The sequence below is a fragment of the Streptomyces sp. NPDC003042 genome, assembly GCF_053591315.1.
In genome coordinates this window covers 14,393-36,083 of record NZ_JBSFTP010000049.1, presented here as the reverse complement: position 1 = coordinate 36,083, position 21,691 = coordinate 14,393, and the positions used below count along the sequence as shown (strand labels likewise).

The following is a 21,691-nucleotide window of genomic DNA, read 5'->3' as shown; positions in this document are numbered from 1 at the left end:
CGTCCATCTTGGTCGGTTTCCGGCCGTTATGGAGACTGTGTCATGCCGCGTTTCCGCCTGGGCCCACGGGGCCGGCCGGGCGCTCCGGCCGGCGGCTCGCTCACATCTTGGCGGCGGCGCCGCGGATGGCCTCGCGGATGCGGAAGTAGGTGCCGCAGCGGCAGATGTTGGCGATGGCGTCGATGTCCTCGTCGGTGGGTTCGCTGGTGCGCTGGAGCAGGGCGACGGCGGCCATGATCTGGCCGGGCTGGCAGAACCCGCACTGGGCTACGTCCTGTTCGAGCCAGGCCTCCTGCACGGGGTGCAGCTCGTCCCCCTTCGCCAGTCCCTCGATGGTGGTCACCGACTTTCCCGCGCAGGCGGAGACGGGCACCACGCAGGGGCGGACGTCCCTGCCGTCGAGATGGCTGGTGCAGGCCTTGCAGACGTCCACCCCGCAGCCGTACTTCGGGCCGTTGACGCCCAGCATGTCGCGGAGCACCCACAGCAGGGGCAGATCGTCGGGCGCGTCGACGGTGACGCTCCGCCCGTTGACGGTGAAGGTGTGCGAGGGCACGGCGTACTCCAGCGGTTAGCGCGGGTAGGGGGTGAAGTCGACGTCGAAGTCGAGGGGGAAGCTGCGGGGCTTCGAACCGGTGGCCCGGGCCCAGGCGTTGGCGATGGCGCCGACGGCGGCCGGGACGCCGAGCTCGCCCGCGCCGCCGGGCTCACCGCCGGTCGCCGGGAGCACGAAGACCCGTACGTCACGCGGGGTGTCACGCTGCCGCGCCCAGTGGAACTGGCTGTAACTGCCTTCCAGCGGCAGCCCCTTGTCCAGGTGCAGTCCGGCCCGCAGGGTGGTGGAGATCGCGTCGGTGAGTGCGCCGATCATCTGGCCCTCCAGCCCGCGCGGGTTGACGGGCAGGCCCACGTCGACGGCGATGACGGCCTTGGTGACGCGGACGTGCTCCGGGTCGCGGGTGTCGATCTCGACGAGGCAGGCGGTGCGGGACTTGTACTCCTCGTGGAAGGCGATGCCCTGGGCGCGGCCGGCGGGCATCGTACGGCCCCAGTCGCCCTCGGTGGCCGCCTTGTCCAGCACCGCGCGCTGCGCGGCGGTCTTGAGGAAGGTGCGGCGGAAGCGGTACGGGTCCTTGCCGGTCGCGGCGGCCAGCTCGTCGACGACGATCTCCTCGGCGCCGCGCGTGTTGGCGGAGTACACGGAGCGCCACGAGCCGGTGGGGATGCCGGTCGGCACCTCGGTGAGCCCCTGGGTGGTGAGTCCGAAGTGGTACGGGGACTTGACCGTGGTGTGGAACAGGGTCTGGGCGAGGGTGGCGTTGCCGAGGCCGAGCGGCAGGCTGGCGGCGGTGGCGGTGATGATCTCGCCGAGCCCGTGCCGGAAGTCGGTCTCGGCGGCGGCGACGCGGTGCTCGAAGCTGAGGACCTCACCGAGGAGGTGGGTGGCCCGGATCTTGTGGTGGGTCGCGGGGCGCATCCGGCCGTGCCGGGTGTCGTCCACCCGGGTCCACATCAGCTTGACCGGGCGGCGGCAGGCCTTGGAGATGCGGGCGGCCTCCAGGGCGGCGTCGAAGAACAGCCGCCGGCCGAAGGAGCCGCCGGCCTGCACCACGTGCACCTTCACCCGGTCCAGCGGCAGTCCGAGGTCGGCGGCTATGGTCTGGCGCGCGACGATCGGGGACTTCAGCCCGGACCAGATCTCGGCGCGGTCCTCGCGGACGTCGGCGATCGCGGAGTTGGTCTCCATCGGGGCGTGGCTGACGAAGGCGAAGTCGAACTCGGCGTCCACGTGCGGGGTGAGCAGCGGCGGCACCACCAGCGGTCCGGTGGCGGCGCGCAGTTTCGTACGGATCTCCGCGTCCGAGAGCCGGTCGGCCGTGCCGGGTCCCCAGCTGACCTGGAGGGCGGTCTTGGCGTCGAGGGCCTGCCCGAAGGTCTCGGCGACGACGGCGACGCCGGTCGGCACGGTCACCACGTGCAGGACCCCGGGCATGGCCTGGACGGCGGCGAGGTTGCCGACGCCGCGCACGGTCCCGCCGAGGGTGGGCGGGCGGCGCACCACGCAGGGCTTGGCGCCGGGCACGTCGAGGTCGAGGGTGTAGCGCTGGGCGCCGGTGACCATGGCGCGGGCGTCGATCCGGCTGGTCGGGGTGCCGACCAGGGTGTGCCGCGCGGCCGGTTTCGGGGTGGCGCCGAGGACGATCAGGCCGGGGTCGGCCGCGGCCGCGGCGAGGCTGCCGTAGTCGGCGGTGCGGCCGTCGGGGGCGCGTACGACGCCGTTCGCGGTGCTCAGCGTGGCGGCGGAGAGGCTCCAGCGCGCCGCGGCGGCGGCGACGAGGCGGGCCCGGGCGGTGGCGGCGCTCTGGCGGACCGGTCCGTAGAGGGAGCGGATGGAGTTGGAGGATCCCGTGAGCTGGTTGAAGAGCAGCTCGGGGCGGGCGTCGTCCAGCTCCACGCGGACGGCGGCCAGCGGTGCGTCGAGTTCCTCGGCGACGAGCATGGCCACGGCGGTGGTGAGGCCCTGGCCCACCTCCTCGCGGGGCAGCCGGAAGCGGATGGTGCCGTCCGCCTCCACTGCGAGGGCCAGCAGGGTGGAGGTGGGGGCGCCGGCCAGAATGAAGAGGTCGCCGAGGTCCACCAGGTCGGCGATGACGGGCAGGCTCGGGATCACCGCGTGGGCGGGCTGCGGGGCGAGGGCGTCGGCCCCGGCGCGGGTGACGAGGGCGAGGGTCGGCGCCGCGACGAGGTAGGTCAGGAAAGAGCGGCGGCTCTGTCCGGCCGCGCTGCTCTGTTCGGTCATGTCGCCACGTCTCCTATGTGTGGGGCCCCCGTGTCGTGGTGTCCCGCCCCGCTTCAGCCCGCTGAAGCGGACCGCACCTGCTCGTTACCGACACGTAGAGTAGCGATCAAGGGGTGCGGTGGGAAGCTTGAATCCGGCCCCCTCCCAGCGGCGTTCCGCACGACGGGGTCCTTCGTTCGGGGGGTACCACGGGAGAGCGACGACCGGCGTCCTGGGCGGGTTCGGCGGCACGGACCGCTCGTACAGCTCGTTCGTACGATCGACCCGCCGCGTCCGGACGGCCGGTTTCCGGCCGGTACGCGGGCGCCGCGGCGCCGAGTCGACCGGATCCCGTCCCGGGCGGACGATGGAGGAAACAGAAGGAGGTGTTCGCGATGGCCACTTTCATGGACGTCCACACGGGCATGAAGGGCATCACGGAAGAGGCACTGACGGCCGCCCACCGGGCTGACCTGGCGATCGAGGCCGACGAGGGCGTGCACTTCGTCAAGGCGTGGGCCGACCCGGATTCGGGCACGGTCTACTGCCTGTCCGAGGGGCCTTCGGCCGACGCGGTCCAGCGGATCCATGAGCGGTCCGGGCACCCGGCGGACGAGATCCACCCGGTCCCGCTGACCGTTTCCTGACGCCACGTCAGCACGACGCGCGCGCAGCCCGATCCGGCCTGACCGGATTCGTTCGCACAGCACAGGGGGGGAGGGGAGGCCTGCGGCATATGCCTGATGCAAGACCGTTACGGATGTTGCCAAACGCCTTACAGCCCCTCGCTCCCTGTGCAACAGTCGTAACCGGTCCTTCTTTCAGACCTGGCCGTGCCGCGCCTGTATCGGAGTTCTCATGCCGTCGCACCTGTCCGCGGACCGTCCCGCGCAGCCCCCCGAGCCCGGAGCGGTGGACGCGCTGATTTCACAGACCCGCCGCTTGCGGGGAGAAGTGGACGCGGTCCGCCGCGACACCGTCGTGGACGACGACGACGCCCAGGGCCGCTGGCAGCGCGCCCTGTGCGATCTCGCCGTGCACCACCTCGACGACCTCGGCCAGCACCTCGGCCAGCTCAAGGAGGGCCTGCCGCCCGCGCCCGAGGTCGTCGAACTGCCCGAGGCCGTCCCCGAGGCCGCGCCGGAGGACCGCCAGACCCGCGTCGGCAGCTCCGAGTGGAACCTGCTGACGGACGAGGTCACCTGGTCCGACGAGCTCTTCGAGATCTTCGGCCGGTCCCCCGAGGCGGGCCCCCTGCCCCTGGACGAACTGGGCTCGAACCTGTTCTCCGAGGACCAGCCCCTGCTGACCGCGATGGTCACCGACTGCCTCGTGGACGGCAAGCCGATAGACGGCGAATTCCGCATCGTCCGGGCCGACGGCCGGGTGCGGACACTGCACATGAGGGGCGAGCCGGTACTCGACTCCGACGGCTGCACGGCCTCCATGTGGGCCGTACTGCGCGACGTCAGCGAACTGCGCCGCAGCCAGCGGGCGGTACGCGAGTCCCGTGACTCGCTCCAGCGCCGACGGGAGATCGCGCAGACCGAGCACCGGCTGGCGGTCGAGCTCCAGGAGGCCGTGCTCCCGCCGTGGCGCGGCTCCCTGCGGTTCCCGCACCGCAACGAGGGCGCGATGGACGTCGCCGCGCACTACCTCCCTTCCGCGACCAGCGCGCTGATCGGCGGCGACTGGTACGACGCGCTCGAACTCCCCGACGGCTGCTCGCTGCTGACGGTCGGTGACCTCACCGGCCACGGGGTGAGCGCCACCTCCGGGATGGCGATGATGCTCGGCGCCCTGCGCGGTATGGCCATGGCCGGGATCGAGCCGGGCCCGCTGATGGGCTGGCTCAACCAGCTGCTGGAGAACACGGTGCAGCCCTCCCTCGGTTCGGCGGTCTGCTGCCGCTACGACCCCGCGCGCCGGATGCTCTCCTGGGCGCAGGCCGGACACCCAGCGCCGCTGCTCTTCCGCCGCGGCCAGGGCCGTGCGCTCCAGCCGCCGGAGGGCGTGCTGCTGGGGGCGACCTCCGGGGCGGCGTACGGGCAGGCCGAGGAGCGGCTGGAAGAGGGCGACGTACTCATCCTGCACACGGACGGTCTGACCCCGCGCAGCATCGAGTTCAGCCGGGCGGACGGGACGGAGCGGCTGCTGGCGCTCGCGCCGCGGTTCTCGGCGGCGCGGTCGGCACGGGACTGCGTACGGATGGTGACGGAGGAGTTCGGCGAGAGCGAGCGCGAGGACGACGCGTGCGTCCTGGTCGCCCGGATAGGCGGTTAGTCGCGCGGCCCACCGGGCCGGGGGACGGGATTCAGGGGCCGCGCCGGCCGGCGCGGCCTTTCTCGTGTGCCCCCTGCCGCGGGCTCCCACGCCCTCTCGGCCCCCACTGCCCGCAGACCTCGGTGCCCGCTCAGCTCGGTGCCCGCTCAGACCTCGGCGCCGCGCGGGGCACGCGGCGCGGGGCCGTTCGGGAGGGCCAGCTCGATCTCTTCGCGCAGGTCCTCGATGCGCGCGTAGCCGGCGTACTGGCCTGTGAGCCGGTACATCTCGCGCAGCCGGTCCCACGTCCGGTGCGAGGAGGTCTCGTTCATCGAGACGAGGGCGAGACGGGCGTAGCGGTCGGCCTGTTCCGGGTCGTCGGCGATGAAGCAGGCCGAGGCCAGGGAGAGGTAGTCGAAGATCTGCGAGCGCTGGTAGCCCTCGCCGCGCAGTCGCAGCGCCTCCATGGCGTGCCGTGCCGCGACCGGCGCCGCCGTGGCGTCGTGGTCGGCGAGCGTGCGGTACGCCAGGGCCTGCATGCCGTGCAGATCCGCCTCGTCGAAGTGCTGCATCCACGACGGCGGCGGTACGTCGCCCTTGTCGGACACGAACAGGTCCTCGGCCTCGCCGAGCGTGCGGCGCATGGCCTGGCCCTTGCCCATGGCGGCCTGGGCCCACGCCTCGATGGTGTGCAGCATGGCGCGGGTGCGCGGCAGGGTCTGCTCGCCGGAGCCGGACTGCGCCAGCTTCATCAGGTCCAGGGCCTCGTGGGGCTTGCCGAGGTGCACCATCTGGCGGGCCGCCCGGGACAGCGCCTCGCCGGCGCGCGGCCGGTCGCCGCCCTCGCGGGCGGCGTGCGCGGCGATGACGAAGTACTTCTGGGCGGTGGGTTCGAGGCCGACGTCGTGCGACATCCAGCCCGCCAGTACGGCCAGGTTGGCCGCCACCCCCCACAGCCGCCGCTGGAGGTGGTCGGGGTGGTGGTAGGCGAGCATGCCGCCCACCTCGTTGAGCTGACCCACGACGGCCTTGCGCTGGAGCCCGCCGCCCCTGGAGGCGTCCCAGGCCCGGAAGACCTCGACGGAGCGTTCCAGGGCCGCGATCTCCTGGGAGCCGATCGGAGCGGCCTCGTAGCGGCCGTAGCCGGCCTGCTCGGCCTGGGAATCACCGAAGCGCTGGGCGTCCTCGGCGGTGGCGGGGTCGGTGTGGAGCCAGTCGTACATGGCGTTGCTGAGGGCTGAGCCGGCGGTGAGCGCGGCTCCCGCGCCCATCAGGCCGCGACGGTTGAGCATGAGGTCCATTCCCGTGAATTCGGTGAGGACCGCGGCTGTGCGTTCGGGCGCCCAGGGCACTCCGTCGGGGTTCTCCCGCACCCCGTCCGGCTGCCGTCTGCTGGTGCGCCGCTGCCGTACGAACCCGAGGTCCTCGATGGTCACGACACGACCGAGCCGCTCGGTGAACAGGGCTGCCAGCACCGTGGGCACCGGTTCGCGCGGGGTCTCCCCCATGTCGATCCAGCGCCGCACCCGCGAGGTGTCGGTGGCCAGCTGGTGGTGGCCCATCGCCGCCGCCTGCCGGTTGACCATCCTCGCCAGTTCGCCCTTCGACCAGCCTGCCAGACCGAACAGATCGTTCAGGCGGGCGTTTGGTCCTCTGCTCACTTCAAGCCCCCAGGTTCTCGGCTGAGTTGACAGTAACCCCCCGTCAGATGCCCAGCGACTATTCGCCAGGGTTCGCCAGGGTCCGCTCGATGGTCCGCCACCCACGGCCGGGTGTCAGGTAGGAATGCGCCTCCCCGACCCGGTCACCGGCGGAACTCCCCAGGGTGAAGTACGGGATCGGCGGGGCGGCGTACGCACTCGTCGGCGCACGAAGGGAACCGTAAACGCCATGTACGCAGCAACGTCCTCCGTGTCCGCCCCGGTCCGGCCGCACCGCACGCTCCAGGCGGGCGGCGGCCCCTACCTCGACCCCGGCCGCCCGCCGGCCCCGGCGCAGGGCGCCGTACGGGCGCGGCGGCTGCCGGGGGCCGGATCGCCACAGCCGCTCAGCGGAAGAATCGACCTGTCGGGGCCGCAGGGGGCGCAGCTGCGCACCGCGCTCGCGTCGGTGCAGCGGATCTGTCCCGAGTTCGCGCCCGTACAGGTGCTGCGGCGCAGCGGCCGATCGGTCCTCCTGGTGGGGACGACGGGACGGATGACCGCCGTCGCGAAGGTTTTACTGGACCATTCGCCCGAGTGGCGCGAGCGGTACCGGCACGAAATAGCGACGTACCGGACGTTCGTCCGGCACCGCCCGCCGGTCCGGGTGCCGCGGCTGATCGCCGCCGATCCGGAGAACTGCGTCCTGGTCGTCGAGCGGATGGCGGGGCGGGTCGCGGCCCTTCAGCGGCATCCGGTGGAGGCCCCGCCCCGGACCGATCTACGGGCCGCGCTGGGCGCGGTGTGCCGGGTGAACCAGTGGCGGCCGCCGGCCGACCTCTTCGGGCACCCGCTGGACTACGCGCGGCGGATCTCGCGGGACCACCAGCTGGGACTGCTGACCGACCGGGACTTCGGCGATCTGCAGAAGCTGCTGCACGGGCTTCGACCGGCCGGCATCACGTGGCAGTTCAACCACGGCGACGCCCTGCTGTCGAACCTGCTGCTGTCCCCGGCCGGGCCGGTGCTGCTCGACTGGGAGCACGCGGGCTGGTACCTGCCGGGCTACGACCTGGCCACGCTGTGGACGGTGCTGGGTGACGCCCCCGCGGCCCGTGCCCAGATCAGCCGGCTCGCCCAGGCAGCGGGCCCGGCGGCCCGGGACGCCTTCCTGGTGAACCTGATGCTGGTGCTGACGCGGGAGATCCGGATGTCCGAGACGGCGGTACAGCGCTCGATGCTGGCGGCCGCCCCTGCCCAGCCTCTGCCGGCGGGGGCCCTGTCCTCGGGTGAGGAGCAGCGTCTGCTGCTGCGCCGCCTGCACGACGATGCGGGGATGGCCCGCAGAGCGGTCCGCGCGGCGGTCGGCACGCGCTGACCGCGACGCCCGGCGCCCGGCGCCCCGTAAGAGATCCCGTGGGCCGCACACCTGGTGTGCGGCCCACGGGATTTTTGCGTACGGGCCCCCCGTGTGGGCGCCGTCCATGTCTTGACATCACATGATCCCCCGAAGACCTTTTCTGATCCGGCGTCAGTCATGCTGAAGCCGTTCCTCTTCCTCCCCTGCCGCTGGAGCCTGCCCATGACCGACAGCCCGGACCTTTCGCCCGCCTCCTGTCTCCCCTCCCGCCGGACGGTGCTCGCCGGGGCGGGGGCCGGGGTGCTCGCCGCCACCGTGCTGCCGGGCGCCGCCGCGCGGGGCTCCGGCGCCGATGACGGGGTTCCGCTCGGCGAGTACGACGTCGTCGTGGTCGGGTCGGGGGCGTCCGGGATGACCGCCGCCCTCACCGCCGCCGGGCGGGGCCTGAGCGTGCTGGTGGTGGAGAAGGCCCCGACCTTCGGCGGCTCGGCCGCCCGTTCCGGCGCCGGCATATGGCTGCCGAACAACTCGGTGATCCTGGGCGCGGGGGTGCCGGACACCCCGGAGAAGGCGGCGGCGTACCTCTCGGCGGTGGTGGGGCCCGACGTACCGGCCGACCGGCAGCGGGCGTTCCTCGCCAACGGGCCGCGGATGCTGGACTTCGTCATGGCCAACAGCCCGCTGAAGTTCCGTTTCATGGACGGCTACAGCGACTACTACCCGAATCTGCCCGGAGGGCTGCCGAACGGCCGCTCCATCGAGCCGGACCAGATCGACGGGAACGTCCTCGGCTCCGAGCTGGCGCGCCTGAACCCGGCGTACATGCCGGTGCCGGCCGGGATGGTGGTGTTCAGCCAGGACTACAAGTGGCTCAACCTCGCGGCGGTCAGCGCGAAGGGGCTCGCGGTGTCCACCGAGTGCCTGGCGCGCGGGACGAAGGCCGCGCTGCTCGGGCAGAAGCCGCTGACCATGGGCCAGGCCCTCGCCGCCGGGCTGCGGGCGGGACTGTCGCGGGCGGGGGTGCCGGTGTGGCTGGACAGCCCGCTCGTCGAACTGGTCCAGGAGGGCGGGGCGGTCACCGGCGTCGTGGTGGAGAAGGACGGCGTACGGGGTGTCGTACGGGCCCGCAAGGGCGTGGTCATCGGCTCCGGCGGCTTCGAGCACAACGCGGAGATGCGGGAGCGCTACCAGCAGCAGCCGATCGGCACCGAGTGGTCGGTGGGCGCGAAGGAGAACACCGGCGACGGGATCCGGGCGGGCGAACAGGCCGGAGCGGCGCTGGCGTTGATGGAGGACGCCTGGTGGGGGCCGTCGATCCCGCTGCCGGGCGAGCCGTACTTCTGCCTGGCCGAGCGGACGCTGCCGGGCGGCCTGATGGTCAATCAGGCGGGGGCCCGGTTCGTGAACGAGGCGGCGCCGTACAGCGATGTGGTGCACGTGATGTACGAGAAGGACCGGGGCGCGCCCGGTTCGCATATCCCGGCGTGGCTGATCGTGGACCAGCACTACCGCAACAAGTACCTGTTCAAGGACATTCTGCCGACCCTGCCCTTCCCCGACGCGTGGTACGAGGCGGGGGCGGCGAAGAAGGCCTGGACCTGGGACGCCCTGGCGGGTCAGATCGGGGTGCCGGCGGCCGCGCTGCGGGCGACGCTGGGCCGGTTCAACGCCCAGGCGTGGAACGGCACCGACACCGACCACCACCGGGGCGACACGGCGTACGACCACTACTACACGGATCCGAACGTGCAGCCGAACTCGTGCCTGGCGCCGGTGTGGGCGCCGCCGTTCTACGCCTTCAGGATCGTGCCGGGGGATCTCGGGACGAAGGGCGGCATCGTCACGGACGCGCGGGCCCGTGCGCTGCGGGCGGACGGCTCGGTGATCCCTGGGCTGTGGGCGGCGGGCAACGCCAGCGCGGCGGTCATGGGGCACAGCTACGCGGGGGCCGGATCGACCCTCGGGCCCGCGATGACCTTCGGCTATGTCGCGGCGAACGACATCGCGGACGCGTAGGCGGATGGCGCAGGCGGACGTTACGCGGATGTGCGGGCCGCGAAACCTCAGCCTTGCTGGAACAGCTCGGCGGGCAGCGGCTTCAGCAGCGCGTAGAGGTCGTCGGTGATCGGGCGGTCCCAGCTGGCGATGGTCACGAGGACGTTGTCGCTGCGGTCGAACTGCACGCAGGAGATCCGGCTCTCGGAGAGCTTGACCTTGCGGACGATGAGGAGGTTGTCGCCCTGCATGACGGGGCAGTCCTCGGAGCCGGAGACCTCGACCTCCTCGTCGTTCTCGAGGGCGGCGAGGAGCTGGGCCACCTCGAAGGGAACCTCGCCCTCGGCGAGGTCCCGGGCGGGGGATCCCTCCGGGAGGTTTCCGATGATCATGGCGGGACCGCGGCCGCCGAACAGGTCGTAGCGGAGGAAGACACCCTGGCAGCTGCCGTCGGCGGCGGGCAGCAGCCCGGCCCCGAGATTGCCCGGCCAGTCCCCCGGGTCCATGGCCAGGACGTCGAAGTCCGGGCCGGCGGGTGTGGCGGCGCGGTGGCGGCGGAGGAAGGACATGCCGCCATGGTACGTGCACGCGCGGGGGATTTCCGGCCTGGGGGCCTTCCGCGGGCCGCCGGGCGCCGCGGCTCCGGGGGGCGCGGAACCTCGTACGGGGCTACGGCGGGCGAGACTCCTTACCGCTGCGTGAACCAGCGGCCGAGCCGTGCGGCGCCGCCGGTGACGTGGAGCGACGTGGCGGGCAGCCGCTGCCGGAGGAACAGCACCAGGTCGCCGGCGCCGTCCGCGGCCTCGACGTCCGCCAGGGCGGCCCGCCATCGGCGCCGGGCCGGGGATCACCGCCTCGAACGTCCGGGCGACCGCGTCGGCCGCGTCGGCGGGGTCGAAGGACGCCGGTTCGCCGGTGAGGGGCTGCCGCCACACGGGTGCGTCCGGCCGGTGTTCGCGTAGCACCGCCGCGAGGTCCCGGGAGGCGCGGTAGGCGGCTCGCGCCACGGGCGTACGGGTGCCGGATTCCGTTGTTCCGCCCGTTCCGCTATTCCGCCGAACGGGCGGCCAGTTGCTCCAGCACGCGGACGGCCTCGGCGGCCCGGTCGGCGGCCACGAACAGGTGGTCGTGGTGGTAGCCGGCGATCACATTGCAGCTGAGGCCGTGGGCGGCGAGTTCGGCGGCGAAGGCTCCGGTGAGGCCGACGGCGTCCAGGGCCGAGTGGATCCGAAGGGTGATCCAGCCCGCGGTGTACGCGTAGGCGAGCCCTGCCGCGTCGGCGTCCTCCTGACGCAGGACCAGGGTGAGCCCCTCGGGCTCCAGGACGGTGGCGACCGGTGCGGTCCCGGCCGGCACGGTGGTGCCGGGGACGGTACAGAACACGTACCGCCCCTCGTTCAGCTCGGGCCGCATACCGCTCAGCAGTTTCCGCAGGTCAGTCTCGCCGCTCATGCCTCCACCCTAGGTGCGGGGGCGGGGGCGGATCCGGGGGCGGGGCGGATCCGGGGGGACGGGCCGCCGCCAGGGCGGCGGCTCCGCGCCCGGCCGGGTCACGTCAGGTCGAACTCCCCACCTCGGGCCTCCACGACGAACTTGCGCCACTCGTCCGGCGCGAAGATCAGCGAGGGGCTGTCGGGGCGCTCGCTGTTGCGCATCGCGATGAACCCCTCCACGAAGGCGATCTGGACATCGCCCACCCCTCGACTGCTCGACCGCCAGTCCGCCCCGCTGAGATCCAGCTCGGGCTTGCCCCAGCCAGCGAGGGACTGCGAAGTCATGCTCTCGGCCACGTGCGTGCTCCTCCCGGTACGTCGTCCGGCCGCCAGGGTAGCCATCGCGGCGGGTGGCGCACAGGGCACGGTGGGTGACCGGTACCCGGCCCGGGAGGTGGATTCCCGTTCCGCGGCCGTTCAGGAGACCGGCGCCTCGGCCCCCACCAGCCACATCGCGAAGAACTGCGCCCCGCCGCCGTAGGCGTGCCCGAGCGCCCGGCGGGCTCCCGGGATCTGGTGTTCCCCGGCCTGGCCGCGGACCTGGAGCGCCGCCTCCGCGAAGCGGATCATGCCGGAGGCACCGATCGGGTTGGTGGACAGCACTCCGCCGGAGGGGTTCACGGGGAGGTCGCCGTCGAGTTCGGTGACCCCGGCCTCGGTCAGCTTCCAGCCCTCGCCCTCCTCCGCGAAGCCGAGGTTCTCCAGCCACATCGGCTCGTACCAGGAGAAGGGCACGTAGAGCTCCACGGCGTCGATCTCGCGGCGCGGGTCGCTGATCCCGGCCTGCCGGTAGACGTCCGCCGCGCAGTCCTTGCCCGCCTGCGGCGAGACGAAGTCCTTGCCCGCGAAGAGGGTCGGCTCGCTGCGCATCGCCCCGCCGTGCACCCAGGCCGGCGGCTTCGGTGAACGGCCCGCGCCCGCCCGGTCGGTGAGGATCATCGCGCAGGCCCCGTCGGAGGACGGACAGGTCTCGGAGTACCGGATCGGGTCCCACAGCATCGGCGAGGCCTGGACCTTCTCCAGGGTGAGGTCGTGCTCGTGCAGGTGGGCGTACGGATTCTTCAGCGCGTTGCGGCGGTCCTTGTACGCGACGAGCGAGCCGACGGTGTCGGGCGCGCCGGTGCGCCGCATGTACGCGCGCACGTGCGGGGCGAAGAACCCGCCGGCGCCCGCCAGCAGCGGCTGCTGGAAGGGGACGGGCAGGGAGAGACCCCACATGGCGTTGGACTCCGACTGCTTCTCGAAGGCGAGGGTGAGGACGGTGCGGTGGACGCGGGCGGCGACCAGGTTGGAGGCGACCAGGGCGGTGGAACCGCCGACCGAACCGGCCGTGTGGACGCGGAGCATGGGCTTGCCGACCGCGCCGAGCGCGTCCGCCAGGTACAGCTCCGGCATCATCACCCCCTCGAAGAAGTCGGGGGCCTTGCCGATGACGACGGCGTCGATGTCCGCCCAGGTCAGTTCGGCGTCCGCGAGGGCGCGGGCGGCCGCCTCTCGGACCAGTCCGGCGATGGAGACGTCGTGGCGGGCGGACACGTGCTTGGTCTGGCCGATGCCGACGACGGCCACCGGCTCCTTGCCCGTCCTGTTCATGCGGGGTCCCCTTCCAGGACGGCGACCAGGTTCTGCTGGAGGCAGGGACCCGAGGTGGCGTGGGCGACGGCCCGGTCGGACTCGCCGCGGTGGATGCGGGCGGCCGCCTCGCCGATCCGGATCAGGCCCGCGGCCATCACCGGGTTGGCGGCGAGCGCCCCGCCCGAGGGGTTGACGGCCACGTCGTCGCCGAGACCGAGGGCCTTCTTGAGCACGACCTCCTGCGAGGAGAACGGCGCGTGCAGTTCCGCCGTGTCCACCGGGGCCTCGAAGACCCCGGCGTGTTCGGCGGCGATCCGGGTGGACGGGGAGTCGGTGAGGTCGCGCAGGCCCAGGCTGTGGGCCTCGATGCGGTGGTCGATGCCGGTGATCCAGGCGGGCCGCTCGCACAGCCGCCGGGCGACGTCGCCCGCGGCCAGGATCACCGCGGCCGCGCCGTCGCCGACGGGCGGGCAGTCGCCGGTGCGCAGCGGGGCCACCTGGTAGGCGCCCTGCGGGACGGCGCCGGTCAGCTGGGCGTGCGGGTTCGCCCGGGCGGCGGCGCGGCTGCGGGCGCCGATCGCGGCGAGGGCCGGCTCGTCCGTCTCCCCCGCGTCGATCAGGGCCTGGGCCTGGAGGGCGGCCAGGGCCACCGCGTCGGGCCACAGGGGGGCGACGTAGTACGGGTCGAGCTGGCGGGTGAGGACGTCGCGTACGGATCCGGGCGAGGACTTCCCGTACGCGTAGACGAGTGCGGTGTCGGCCTCGCCGGTCTGGATCTTGACCCAGGCCTCGTAGAGGGCCCAGGCGCCGTCCATCTCGACGTGCGACTCGGAGATCGGCGGCCAGGCGCCGACGCCGTCGAGGGTCATGGTGAAGGAGAAGGCCCGGCCGGCGAGGTAGTCGCTGGAACCGGAGCAGGTGAAGCCGATCTCGTTGGCCTTCAGGCCGGTCCGGGCCAGGACCTGGTGCAGGACCGGCATGACCATCTCGACTTCGCTGAGCTCGTCGGTGCGGCGCAGGTGGTCGCTCTGCGCGAAGGCGACGACGGCCACGTCGCGTGCGTGCCTCGGTGTCGGCGGGGTCGGCGGCGTCTTCGGCATCAGATGAGCTCCTTGTACGCGTCGTAGTCCGCGTCCGGCTCGCCGGTGGGACGGTAGTGGTCGGGGTGGCGGCCGCCCTCGGTCCACACCGGTTCGACGCGCAGGCCCATGCGGACCTGGTCGTACGGGATGCCGCCGATCCGGCCGTGGAGGGCGAGGCCGGCGCCGTCGAGGGCGATGTGGGCGTAGACGTAGGGGACTTCGATGTCGAGGCCGCGCGCCTTGATGTTGACGATGCAGTACGTGGTGACCGTGCCGGCCGGGCCGACCTCGACCTCGTCGGTGGTGGCGACCCCGCAGGTCGGGCACGCGCCGCGCGGCGGGACGTAGACCTTGTGGCAGGAGGGGCAGCGTTCGCCGACGGTCCGCCGCTCGGAGAGGGCGTTGATGTAGGCGCTCTGGGCGCGGCCGGGGCTGTACGTGTAGTCCAGGCGGGCGGCGGCGACGATGCCGGTCACGGGGTCGGCGAACTCCCCGGTGTGCGGGGCGGCTTGGCGGCGCTCCGGGCCTTCGGTCCCCTCGTTCGCGCCCTCGTACGGCTCGAAGCAGGCGATGTCGGTGATGGCGCCGGTCCGGTCGGCGGCCCACCGGACGCGGACCCGCATGCCGGTGCGCACGGCGTCGGGGCCGGGGGCGTCGAGGGCGTGCAGGAGGGCGGTGTCGGCGCCGTCGAGGGTGACCAGGACCCAGGCGAAGGGGGTGTCGAGAGGCTGGTGGGGGCGGGGAACGCCGTTCCAGGCCCAGGTGGTGACGGTGCCGGTGACGCCGACCTCGACGAGGTCGCGGATCTCCTCGGCGGTGACGGGGTCGTACTCGACGGGCGGCACCATCACCCTGCCGTCGGAGGTCCTGACGCCGAGGACGACCCCTTCGCGCAGGCCGGTGAGGAAGGCGCTCTGGACGGGTCCGAGGGAGCGGGTGAAGGGAAACTCGACGACGAGGGGCGCCCGGAGCACCTCGGGTGGGGACGCGGCTGTCATGGTGGCTCTCCGATCTTCGGGAACGGTCTTCTCGGCCTCACCGGCGTCCTTTCGGCCCCGCCGGAGGCATTTCCAGCCCTGTCCGGGGCCTTCTCAGCCCCGCCAGGGGGTATCCCCATGACGGAGTCATTGGGGGGTGAGGCGCGGGGTCCGGGGCGGAGCCCTGGTCTTTGAAGCCCCGCCGGCGATTGAGGCGCGGGGGTCCGGGGGCGGCGCCCCCGGCAGCGGCGCCGCGCAGGCCCACGCACAGCACCGGCACCGGCACCGGCACCGGCACCGGCGGCTACTCCCGCCGGTACACCGCCGGCCGCTTTTCGGCGAAGGCCCGCGCCCCCTCCCTGGCGTCGGCCGTGTCGAAGATCGGCCACCCCCGGGCGAGTTCGGCCGCCAGCCCCTCGGTCTCCGTCAGCTCGGCGGCTTGGTAGACGGACGCCTTGACCGCCTCGACGGCGAGCGGCCCGCACGCGTTGATCCGTTCGGCGATCTCCAGCGCGGCCTCCAGCGCCGTCCCGTCCGGCACCACCCGTCCGACGAGACCGATCCGCGCCGCCTCCTCGGCCGAGTACGGACGTCCGGTCAGCAGCATCTCCAGGGCGTGCGTGCGCGGGATCTGGCGTGGCAGCCGCACCGTCGAGCCGCCGATCGGGAACAGCCCCCGTTTGACCTCGAACAGCCCGAAGGTGGCGCCGTGCGCGGCGACCCGGATGTCGGTGCCCTGGAGGATCTCGGTGCCGCCCGCCACGCAGTACCCCTCCACCGCGGCGATCACCGGCTTGCGCGGCCGGTGGTGGCGCAGCATCGCCTTCCAGTGCAGGTCGGGGTCGGCCCTGAGCCGGTCGCGGTACTGGTCGCCCGCCATCCCCTTCCCGGCCAGCGCCTTGAGGTCCATGCCGGCGCAGAAGTCGCCGCCCGCGCCCGTCAGGACCACCGAGCGGACCGTGTCGTCCGCGTCCGCCTCCAGCCAGCCGTCGTAGAGCCCCACCAGCAGGGGAAGCGAGAGCGCGTTCTTCGCCTCCGGCCTGTTCATGGTGAGTACCAGCGTGGCGCCGTGGCGCTCCACGGTCAGGTGTTCCGTCCCACCCATTGCCGTCCTCCCGTCTCAAGACCTAGAACAGGTTGCAGTAGGGGCGGGTGCAGTTCAATAGTTTTCTGACAGTCAGTCAGATTTCTTGGACCGCTCCCTTCCCCCTTGCAGACGGCGGCGCTGTAATGACCGCCGGAGCGGACCAGCCATGCGACTGCCATGGAATTTCCAGGGTCAGGAGGAACGGTGGAGTACAACCTTGCCGACCTGTTCGAGTCGGTCGTGGACGTGGTCCCGGACCGCGAGGCCCTCGTATACGTGGACCACCCCGGGACCGGCGCCGAACGCCGCCTGACGTACGCGGAGCTGGACGCGGCGGCCAACCGCATCGCGCACCACCTGCTGGACAGCGGGCTGAAGGCCGGCGAACACCTGGGCCTGCACCTCTACAACGGGATCGAGTACCTCCAGACCGTGCTGGCCTGCCTCAAGGCCCGCCTGGTGCCGGTGAACGTCAACTACCGGTACGTGGAGGAGGAGCTGGTCTACCTCTACAACGACGCCGACCTCGCCGCGCTCGTCTTCGAGGGCGAGTTCACCGGGCGGGTGGCGGCCGCGCTGCCGCAGACCACGAAGCTGCGGCACCTGATCAGGGTCGGTGCGGTCCCCGAGGGCGCGCCGGAGCCGGCGGTCGCGCCGGTCGCGTACGCGGACGCCGAAGCGGCCGGCTCACCCGAGCGCGGTTTCGCCCCGCGCTCCGCCGACGACCTGTTCATCATCTACACCGGCGGTACGACCGGCATGCCCAAGGGCGTCATGTGGCGGGCCGAAGACCTCTTCTTCGCGGGGCTCTTCGGCGGCGAGCCGACGGGCGAGCCGGTGAAACGGCCCGAGGAACTGGCCGAGCGGGTCGCGGCGCGCGGGGCCGGTCTCACCTTCTTCCCCGCTCCGCCGCTGATGCACGGGACCTCGACCCTGACCTCGTTCATCGCCTTCAACTACGGGCAGCGGGTGGTGATCCACCGCAAGTACGCGCCCGAGGAAGTGCTCCGGACCATCGAGAAGGAGAGGGTTTCCAGCGTGTCACTGGTGGGCGACGCGATGCTCAGGCCCCTCATCGACGCCCTGAACGGCCCGCTGAGGGGGACGGACCTGTCCTCGCTGTTCAGCGTCTCCTCGTCCGGAGCGATCATGTCCGAGACGGTGCGCGCCGAGTTCCAGCGGCTCGTGCCGAACGTGATGCTCCTGAACAACTTCGGGTCGTCCGAGTCCGGGTCCAACGGCCGGGCGACGGACGACTCCGGTCCGGAGAAGGGTTTCCGCCTCGAGGTCAACGACCGTACGCGGGTGGTGGACCCGGTGACGCACGAGCCCGTGGCCGTCGGGGAACCGGGGCGCCTCGCGCAGCGCGGATACGTCCCGCTCGGCTACTACAACGACCCGGCCAAGACCGCCGAGACCTTCTTCCAGAAGGGCGCGGAACGCTGGGTGCTGCTCGGCGACATGGCGACGGTCGACGAGGAGGGCATCGTCACGGTGCTCGGCCGCGGCTCGCAGTGCATCAACACGGGTGGGGAGAAGGTCTACCCGGAGGAGGTCGAGCAGGCGCTGAAGTCGCACCCGGACGTGTACGACGCCCTGGTCGCCGGCGTCCCGGACCCGACCTGGGGCAGTCACGTCGCCGCGGTCGTCCAGGTCCGCGCGGGCGCGCCGACGCCGACGCTGGCGGAGATCCAGAGCCACTGCCGCACGCGCCTGGCGGGCTACAAGATCCCACGCCAACTGGTCATCACCCCCACCGTCCAGCGCTCCCCGAGCGGCAAGGCGGACTACCGCTGGGCGAAGGCGGTGGCAACGGAGGCGGACACCACCCCCTGAACACACCGCGCGGGGTCCGGGGCGGAGCGCCCGCCTTCAGCCCCGCCAGGGGGTATCCCCATGACGGAGTCATTGGGGGGGGTTTGAGGCGCGGGGTCCGAGGCGGAGCCCCGGCTGGGGGTCCCCCCGGACGGGGTCTGGGGGATGGCGAAAGGGCGGGGCGGGGAGCAGCTCCGCGCAGCGGCAACCCCCGCCCCCGGCAAGGCCCGCCCGGTCACACCCCCGACGCCAGGAACCTCTCCACCCGCCCCGCGAACCAATCGGCGTCGTCCAGCCACGGGAAATGCCCAGCCGCAGGCTGCACATCGACCGCGCCCCGCGCGAAGAGGGCCGCGATCCGGGCCGCGAGGGCCGGGCGGGGGTTGCCGTCCACTTCCCCGGCCAGCACCAGCACCTCACCCGTGACCCGCCCCAGCCCCGCCCGGGTCACGGCCGGGTCGAAGGCCCCCGGCCCGGCGTAGGTGCCGGCCGCCTTCTCGTTCTGCTGCCGCGCGTTCGCCGCGCAATGGGCCCGGGCCGTCTCGTCCCAGCGGCCGTAGAACAGCGGCCCGGCGAGATCCCAGTCCTCGTTGCCGTCGGCCCCGGCGAGGATCCGCTCGAAGGCCGCGACGGCACCGTCGTACGGCTCGCGGCCCGCCCGCAGCCGGGCCGCCCCCAGCCGGTCCTCCGGGGTGGCGGGGAGGTCCACGGCCAGGGCGGAGGGGGTGACCAGGGCGAGGCGGCGCAGCCGCTCAGGGTGCTGCGCGGCGTACAGCTGGGCCAGGTTGCCGCCGGCGGAGTGCGCGAGGAGGTCCACGCGGTCCAGGTCGAGATGGGCCCGCAGCGCCTCCACGTCCGCGACCTGGCGGTCGACCCGGTACGTGGACTCGTCGGTCGGCGTCGCGGAGTCGCCCGTACCGCGCAGGTCGAGCAGGACCAGGCGGCGCCCCGCGGCCAGTCCGCCGAGGTCGCCCAGGTACTCGGAGGCGCGCATGGGGCCGCCGGGGAGGCAGACGAGCGGTTCACCGACTCCCTGGACCTGGTAGGCGAGTTCGGTTCCGTCGTAGGTGAGGAAGGAAGGCATGACGGCATCCGACCAGACGATCACCCGTTCGAGTCATTGATTTACGCAGCCGGGTCCGGCAATCTACCGAATGAACGTTCGGTTGGTTGGCTCCTGGTGAGGTGACGGTATGACGGCGTACGCGGATCTCCACGACGAAGGCGAGCGGCTGAGCCGCGACGAGCTGGCCGCGCTCCAGCTCGAGCGGCTGCGCGCGACCCTGCACCGCGCCTACGACCGGGTGCCGTTCTACCGGCAGGCCTTCGACAAGGCGGGGCTGCGTCCCGACGACTGCCGGACCCTGGCCGATCTCGCCCTCTTCCCCCTCACCACCAAGGCCGGTCTGCGCGAGCAGTACCCCTTCGGGATGTTCGCCGTGCCCCGCACCGAGGTGCGCCGCGTCCACGCCTCCAGCGGTACGACGGGCCGCCCCACGGTGGTCGGGTACACCGACCGAGACCTCTCCACCTGGGCCGATGTCGTCGCCCGGTCATTGCGCGCGGCGGGCGCCCGGCCCGGGCAGATCGTGCACGTCGCGTACGGGTACGGCCTGTTCACGGGCGGCCTCGGCGCCCACTACGGCGCGGAGCGGCTCGGCTGTACGGTCGTCCCCGCCTCCGGGGGCATGACCGACCGCCAGGTCATGATGATCCAGGACTTCCGGCCGGAGGTCATCATGGTGACCCCGTCCTACATGCTCACGCTGCTGGACGAGATGGAGCGCCAGGGCATCGACCCGCGCGCGACCTCGCTGCGGACGGGAATCTTCGGCGCCGAGCCGTGGACCGAGGAGATGCGCCGTGAGATCGAGGAGCGGCTGGGCATCGACGCCGTGGACATATACGGCCTGTCGGAGGTGATCGGCCCGGGTGTGGCGCAGGAGTTCGCCTCCCACAAGGGCGGCCTGCACATCTGGGAGGACCACTTCTATCCCGAGGTGATCGATCCGCTGACCGGGGCGGTGCTCCCGGACGGCGAGCCCGGGGAGCTGGTGTTCACCTCCCTCACCAAGGAGGCCATGCCCGTCATCCGCTACCGCACCCGGGACCTGACGCGGTTGCTGCCGGGGACGGCCCGGCCTGCCTTCCGCCGGATGGAGAAGGTGACGGGGCGCAGCGACGACATGATCATTCTGCGCGGGGTGAATCTGTACCCGACGCAGATCGAGGAGATCCTCCTGCGCACGCCGGGCCTCGCCCCGCATTTCCAGCTGCGGCTGACCCGGGAGGGCCGCATGGACGCCCTGACCGTACGGGTGGAGGCGCGCCGGGAGTCCGATGCCGGGCGGCGCCGGGCCGCGGGCGCGGAGGTCGTGCGGGCCGTCAAGGAGTCGATCGGGGTCTCCGTCGGGGTCGAGGTGGTGGACCCGCAGACGCTGGAGCGCTCGGTAGGCAAGATCAAGCGGCTGCGGGACCTCCGCGGGATACCGGAGAGCTGAGACGCGCTGACGGCGGTCGAAACCACCCCTTCGGGCCCACTTGGCCGCCGGTCCCGGGAGCCGGCGGTCGCGCCCGGGTAGTGCATGAGGCGTGACCTCGATCCTGCGGCAGCTCTACGACCGGCTCCAGGGCTCCCCCGCGGGGCTGGCCTGGGGTCGTGGCCGGGAGATCGAGCTCATGCACCGGGCGATGGGCTTCGCGGCCCTCGGGTTCCTGACCCTCGTTCCGCTGCTGGTGGTCGTGGCCGCCGCCGCGCCCGGCAGCGGCTCGGGCTTCGGCCGCTGGCTGGGTCAGGCCCTCGGGGTGACGGAGTCCTCGCGGGACCGGGTGGAGCTGCTGTTCGGGGCGGCTGACCTGGCGCTGGAGCGGACCACCGCCTTCGGTCTGGCCGCGCTGGCGGTGTTCGGCCTGACCTTCGGTTCCGCCGTGCAGACCGGGTACGAGAAGGTCTGGGACCTGCCCACCGCCCGCTGGCACACCATGTGGCGACATGTCGTCTGGCTGGCCATGCTCGTCTGCTACCTCGCTCTGCTCGTCGGGATCCCCGCCCCGTCCGACGACGTGGTGGGGTCGATCGTCGGCGCCACGGGCGACGTGGTGGGCACCTGCGTGTTCTTCTGGACCTCGGGCAGGATCCTGCTGGGCGGCCGGGTCCGCTGGCGCGCGCTGCTTCCCGGAGCGGTGGCCACCAGCCTCGGCCTGCTCGGCCTCCGGCTCTTCTCGCAGCTGGTGTTCTCCCCGCTGATCGCCTCCAACGCCGTCACGTACGGCCCCTTCGGCACGCTGCTGGTCGTCCAGTCGTGGCTGGTCGGGGTCGGTTTCGTCGTCTACGGCGGGGCGATGGTCGGCCGACTGGTCCACGAGCACCTGACCCTGCGCCGCCTGCGGGAACGCGGAGTACTCCCCGCCCACCCCGCTCCTGATGACCCGCACCCGTGGTGACCGGCCCGAGTGGAGGCCGATGTCCTCGACGGCGGGCGGGTGCGGAAGCGCCCCGTGGTCGAGCGCGAGGGGAAGAGGAACTCCCAGGTGTCGCGGTGGGGCCGGCCCGCGGGGGCCTGCGCCGGGATCCCGGGTGCGGGCGGGGCGGTGGTGCCGCGGTAGGCGCGCTCGATGGCCCGCGC

The 21,691-nt window shown here is 72.7% G+C and carries 18 protein-coding genes; 7 read left to right on the top strand and 11 right to left on the bottom strand.

All coding sequences use genetic code 11. The annotated features are described in order from the left end of the window. Window positions 1-100: 100 nt before the first annotated feature. Together ACWDYJ_RS22955 and ACWDYJ_RS22950 are read right to left on the bottom strand one after the other, a co-directional pair. The gene (locus tag ACWDYJ_RS22955; RefSeq protein WP_451567456.1) at window positions 101-556 is read right to left on the bottom strand and encodes a (2Fe-2S)-binding protein; all 456 of its coding nucleotides are present in this window, start codon (window positions 554-556) and stop codon (window positions 101-103) included. A gap of 15 nt (window positions 557-571) precedes the next feature. Continuing rightward, on the bottom strand, window positions 572-2,800 hold the full coding sequence (locus ACWDYJ_RS22950) for a molybdopterin cofactor-binding domain-containing protein (protein ID WP_451567455.1): 2,229 nt from the start codon (window positions 2,798-2,800) through the stop codon (window positions 572-574). Between the two features lie 374 nt (window positions 2,801-3,174). Here ACWDYJ_RS22950 and ACWDYJ_RS22945 point away from each other — a divergent pair, with 374 nt between their 5' ends. Further along, window positions 3,175-3,426: an SCO4226 family nickel-binding protein gene (locus ACWDYJ_RS22945; RefSeq protein ID WP_451567454.1), complete on the top strand. Its 252-nt coding sequence runs from the start codon at window positions 3,175-3,177 to the stop codon at window positions 3,424-3,426. 211 nt (window positions 3,427-3,637) lie between these two features. Then, on the top strand, window positions 3,638-5,062 hold the full coding sequence (locus tag ACWDYJ_RS22940) for a PP2C family protein-serine/threonine phosphatase (protein WP_451567453.1): 1,425 nt from the start codon (window positions 3,638-3,640) through the stop codon (window positions 5,060-5,062). Window positions 5,063-5,208: 146 nt separating this feature from the next. On the opposite strand, the gene ACWDYJ_RS22935 is transcribed toward ACWDYJ_RS22940, so the two are convergent. Then, a complete protein-coding gene (locus ACWDYJ_RS22935; RefSeq protein WP_451567452.1) occupies window positions 5,209-6,702 on the bottom strand; it encodes a DNA-binding protein NsdB in 1,494 nt (497 codons plus the stop codon). Window positions 6,703-6,931: 229 nt separating this feature from the next. Here ACWDYJ_RS22935 and ACWDYJ_RS22930 point away from each other — a divergent pair, with 229 nt between their 5' ends. After that, entirely contained in the window at window positions 6,932-8,059 is a 1,128-nt protein-coding gene (locus tag ACWDYJ_RS22930) for an aminoglycoside phosphotransferase family protein (protein WP_451567451.1), read from the top strand. Window positions 8,060-8,263: 204 nt separating this feature from the next. Further along, entirely contained in the window at window positions 8,264-10,057 is a 1,794-nt protein-coding gene (kstD, locus tag ACWDYJ_RS22925) for a 3-oxosteroid 1-dehydrogenase (RefSeq protein ID WP_451567450.1), read from the top strand. 47 nt (window positions 10,058-10,104) lie between these two features. On the opposite strand, the gene ACWDYJ_RS22920 is transcribed toward kstD, so the two are convergent. The 7 genes from ACWDYJ_RS22920 to ACWDYJ_RS22890 form a co-directional block, all read right to left on the bottom strand. Continuing rightward, on the bottom strand, window positions 10,105-10,605 hold the full coding sequence (locus ACWDYJ_RS22920; RefSeq protein ID WP_451567449.1) for a hypothetical protein: 501 nt from the start codon (window positions 10,603-10,605) through the stop codon (window positions 10,105-10,107). A gap of 478 nt (window positions 10,606-11,083) precedes the next feature. Continuing rightward, window positions 11,084-11,488, bottom strand: coding sequence for an ACT domain-containing protein (locus tag ACWDYJ_RS22915; protein ID WP_451567448.1), 405 nt, complete (start codon window positions 11,486-11,488; stop codon window positions 11,084-11,086). A 98-nt stretch (window positions 11,489-11,586) separates the two neighbouring features. Continuing rightward, window positions 11,587-11,814, bottom strand: coding sequence for a DUF397 domain-containing protein (locus tag ACWDYJ_RS22910; protein WP_451567480.1), 228 nt, complete (start codon window positions 11,812-11,814; stop codon window positions 11,587-11,589). 132 nt (window positions 11,815-11,946) lie between these two features. Continuing rightward, the gene (locus ACWDYJ_RS22905; RefSeq protein ID WP_451567447.1) at window positions 11,947-13,122 is read right to left on the bottom strand and encodes a thiolase domain-containing protein; all 1,176 of its coding nucleotides are present in this window, start codon (window positions 13,120-13,122) and stop codon (window positions 11,947-11,949) included. After that, window positions 13,119-14,204, bottom strand: a complete 1,086-nt coding sequence (locus tag ACWDYJ_RS22900) for a thiolase domain-containing protein (protein ID WP_451567446.1) — start codon at window positions 14,202-14,204, stop codon at window positions 13,119-13,121. Before ACWDYJ_RS22900 ends, ACWDYJ_RS22905 begins: the two co-directional genes overlap by 4 nt. Further along, window positions 14,204-15,184 (bottom strand): Zn-ribbon domain-containing OB-fold protein, encoded by a 981-nt coding sequence (locus tag ACWDYJ_RS22895; protein WP_451567445.1) that lies wholly within the window; start codon window positions 15,182-15,184, stop codon window positions 14,204-14,206. The genes ACWDYJ_RS22900 and ACWDYJ_RS22895 overlap by 1 nt, the downstream gene beginning before the upstream one ends. 283 nt (window positions 15,185-15,467) lie before the next feature. Then, on the bottom strand, window positions 15,468-16,268 hold the full coding sequence (locus ACWDYJ_RS22890; protein ID WP_451567444.1) for a crotonase/enoyl-CoA hydratase family protein: 801 nt from the start codon (window positions 16,266-16,268) through the stop codon (window positions 15,468-15,470). A 186-nt stretch (window positions 16,269-16,454) separates the two neighbouring features. Here ACWDYJ_RS22890 and ACWDYJ_RS22885 point away from each other — a divergent pair, with 186 nt between their 5' ends. Further along, window positions 16,455-18,086 carry an acyl-CoA synthetase gene (locus tag ACWDYJ_RS22885; RefSeq protein ID WP_451567443.1) on the top strand — a complete coding sequence of 544 codons (1,632 nt, stop codon included), beginning with the start codon at window positions 16,455-16,457 and terminating at the stop codon, window positions 18,084-18,086. Between the two features lie 214 nt (window positions 18,087-18,300). Here ACWDYJ_RS22885 and ACWDYJ_RS22880 read toward each other — a convergent pair whose 3' ends face one another. Next, window positions 18,301-19,149 carry an alpha/beta fold hydrolase gene (locus tag ACWDYJ_RS22880; RefSeq protein WP_451567442.1) on the bottom strand — a complete coding sequence of 283 codons (849 nt, stop codon included), beginning with the start codon at window positions 19,147-19,149 and terminating at the stop codon, window positions 18,301-18,303. Window positions 19,150-19,258: 109 nt separating this feature from the next. On the opposite strand from ACWDYJ_RS22880, the gene paaK reads away from it, so the two are divergent. Both paaK and ACWDYJ_RS22870 read left to right on the top strand, forming a co-directional pair. After that, window positions 19,259-20,566, top strand: coding sequence for a phenylacetate--CoA ligase PaaK (paaK, locus tag ACWDYJ_RS22875; protein ID WP_451567441.1), 1,308 nt, complete (start codon window positions 19,259-19,261; stop codon window positions 20,564-20,566). A 91-nt stretch (window positions 20,567-20,657) separates the two neighbouring features. Further along, a complete protein-coding gene (locus ACWDYJ_RS22870; protein ID WP_451567440.1) occupies window positions 20,658-21,509 on the top strand; it encodes a YhjD/YihY/BrkB family envelope integrity protein in 852 nt (283 codons plus the stop codon). Window positions 21,510-21,691 lie beyond the last annotated feature (182 nt).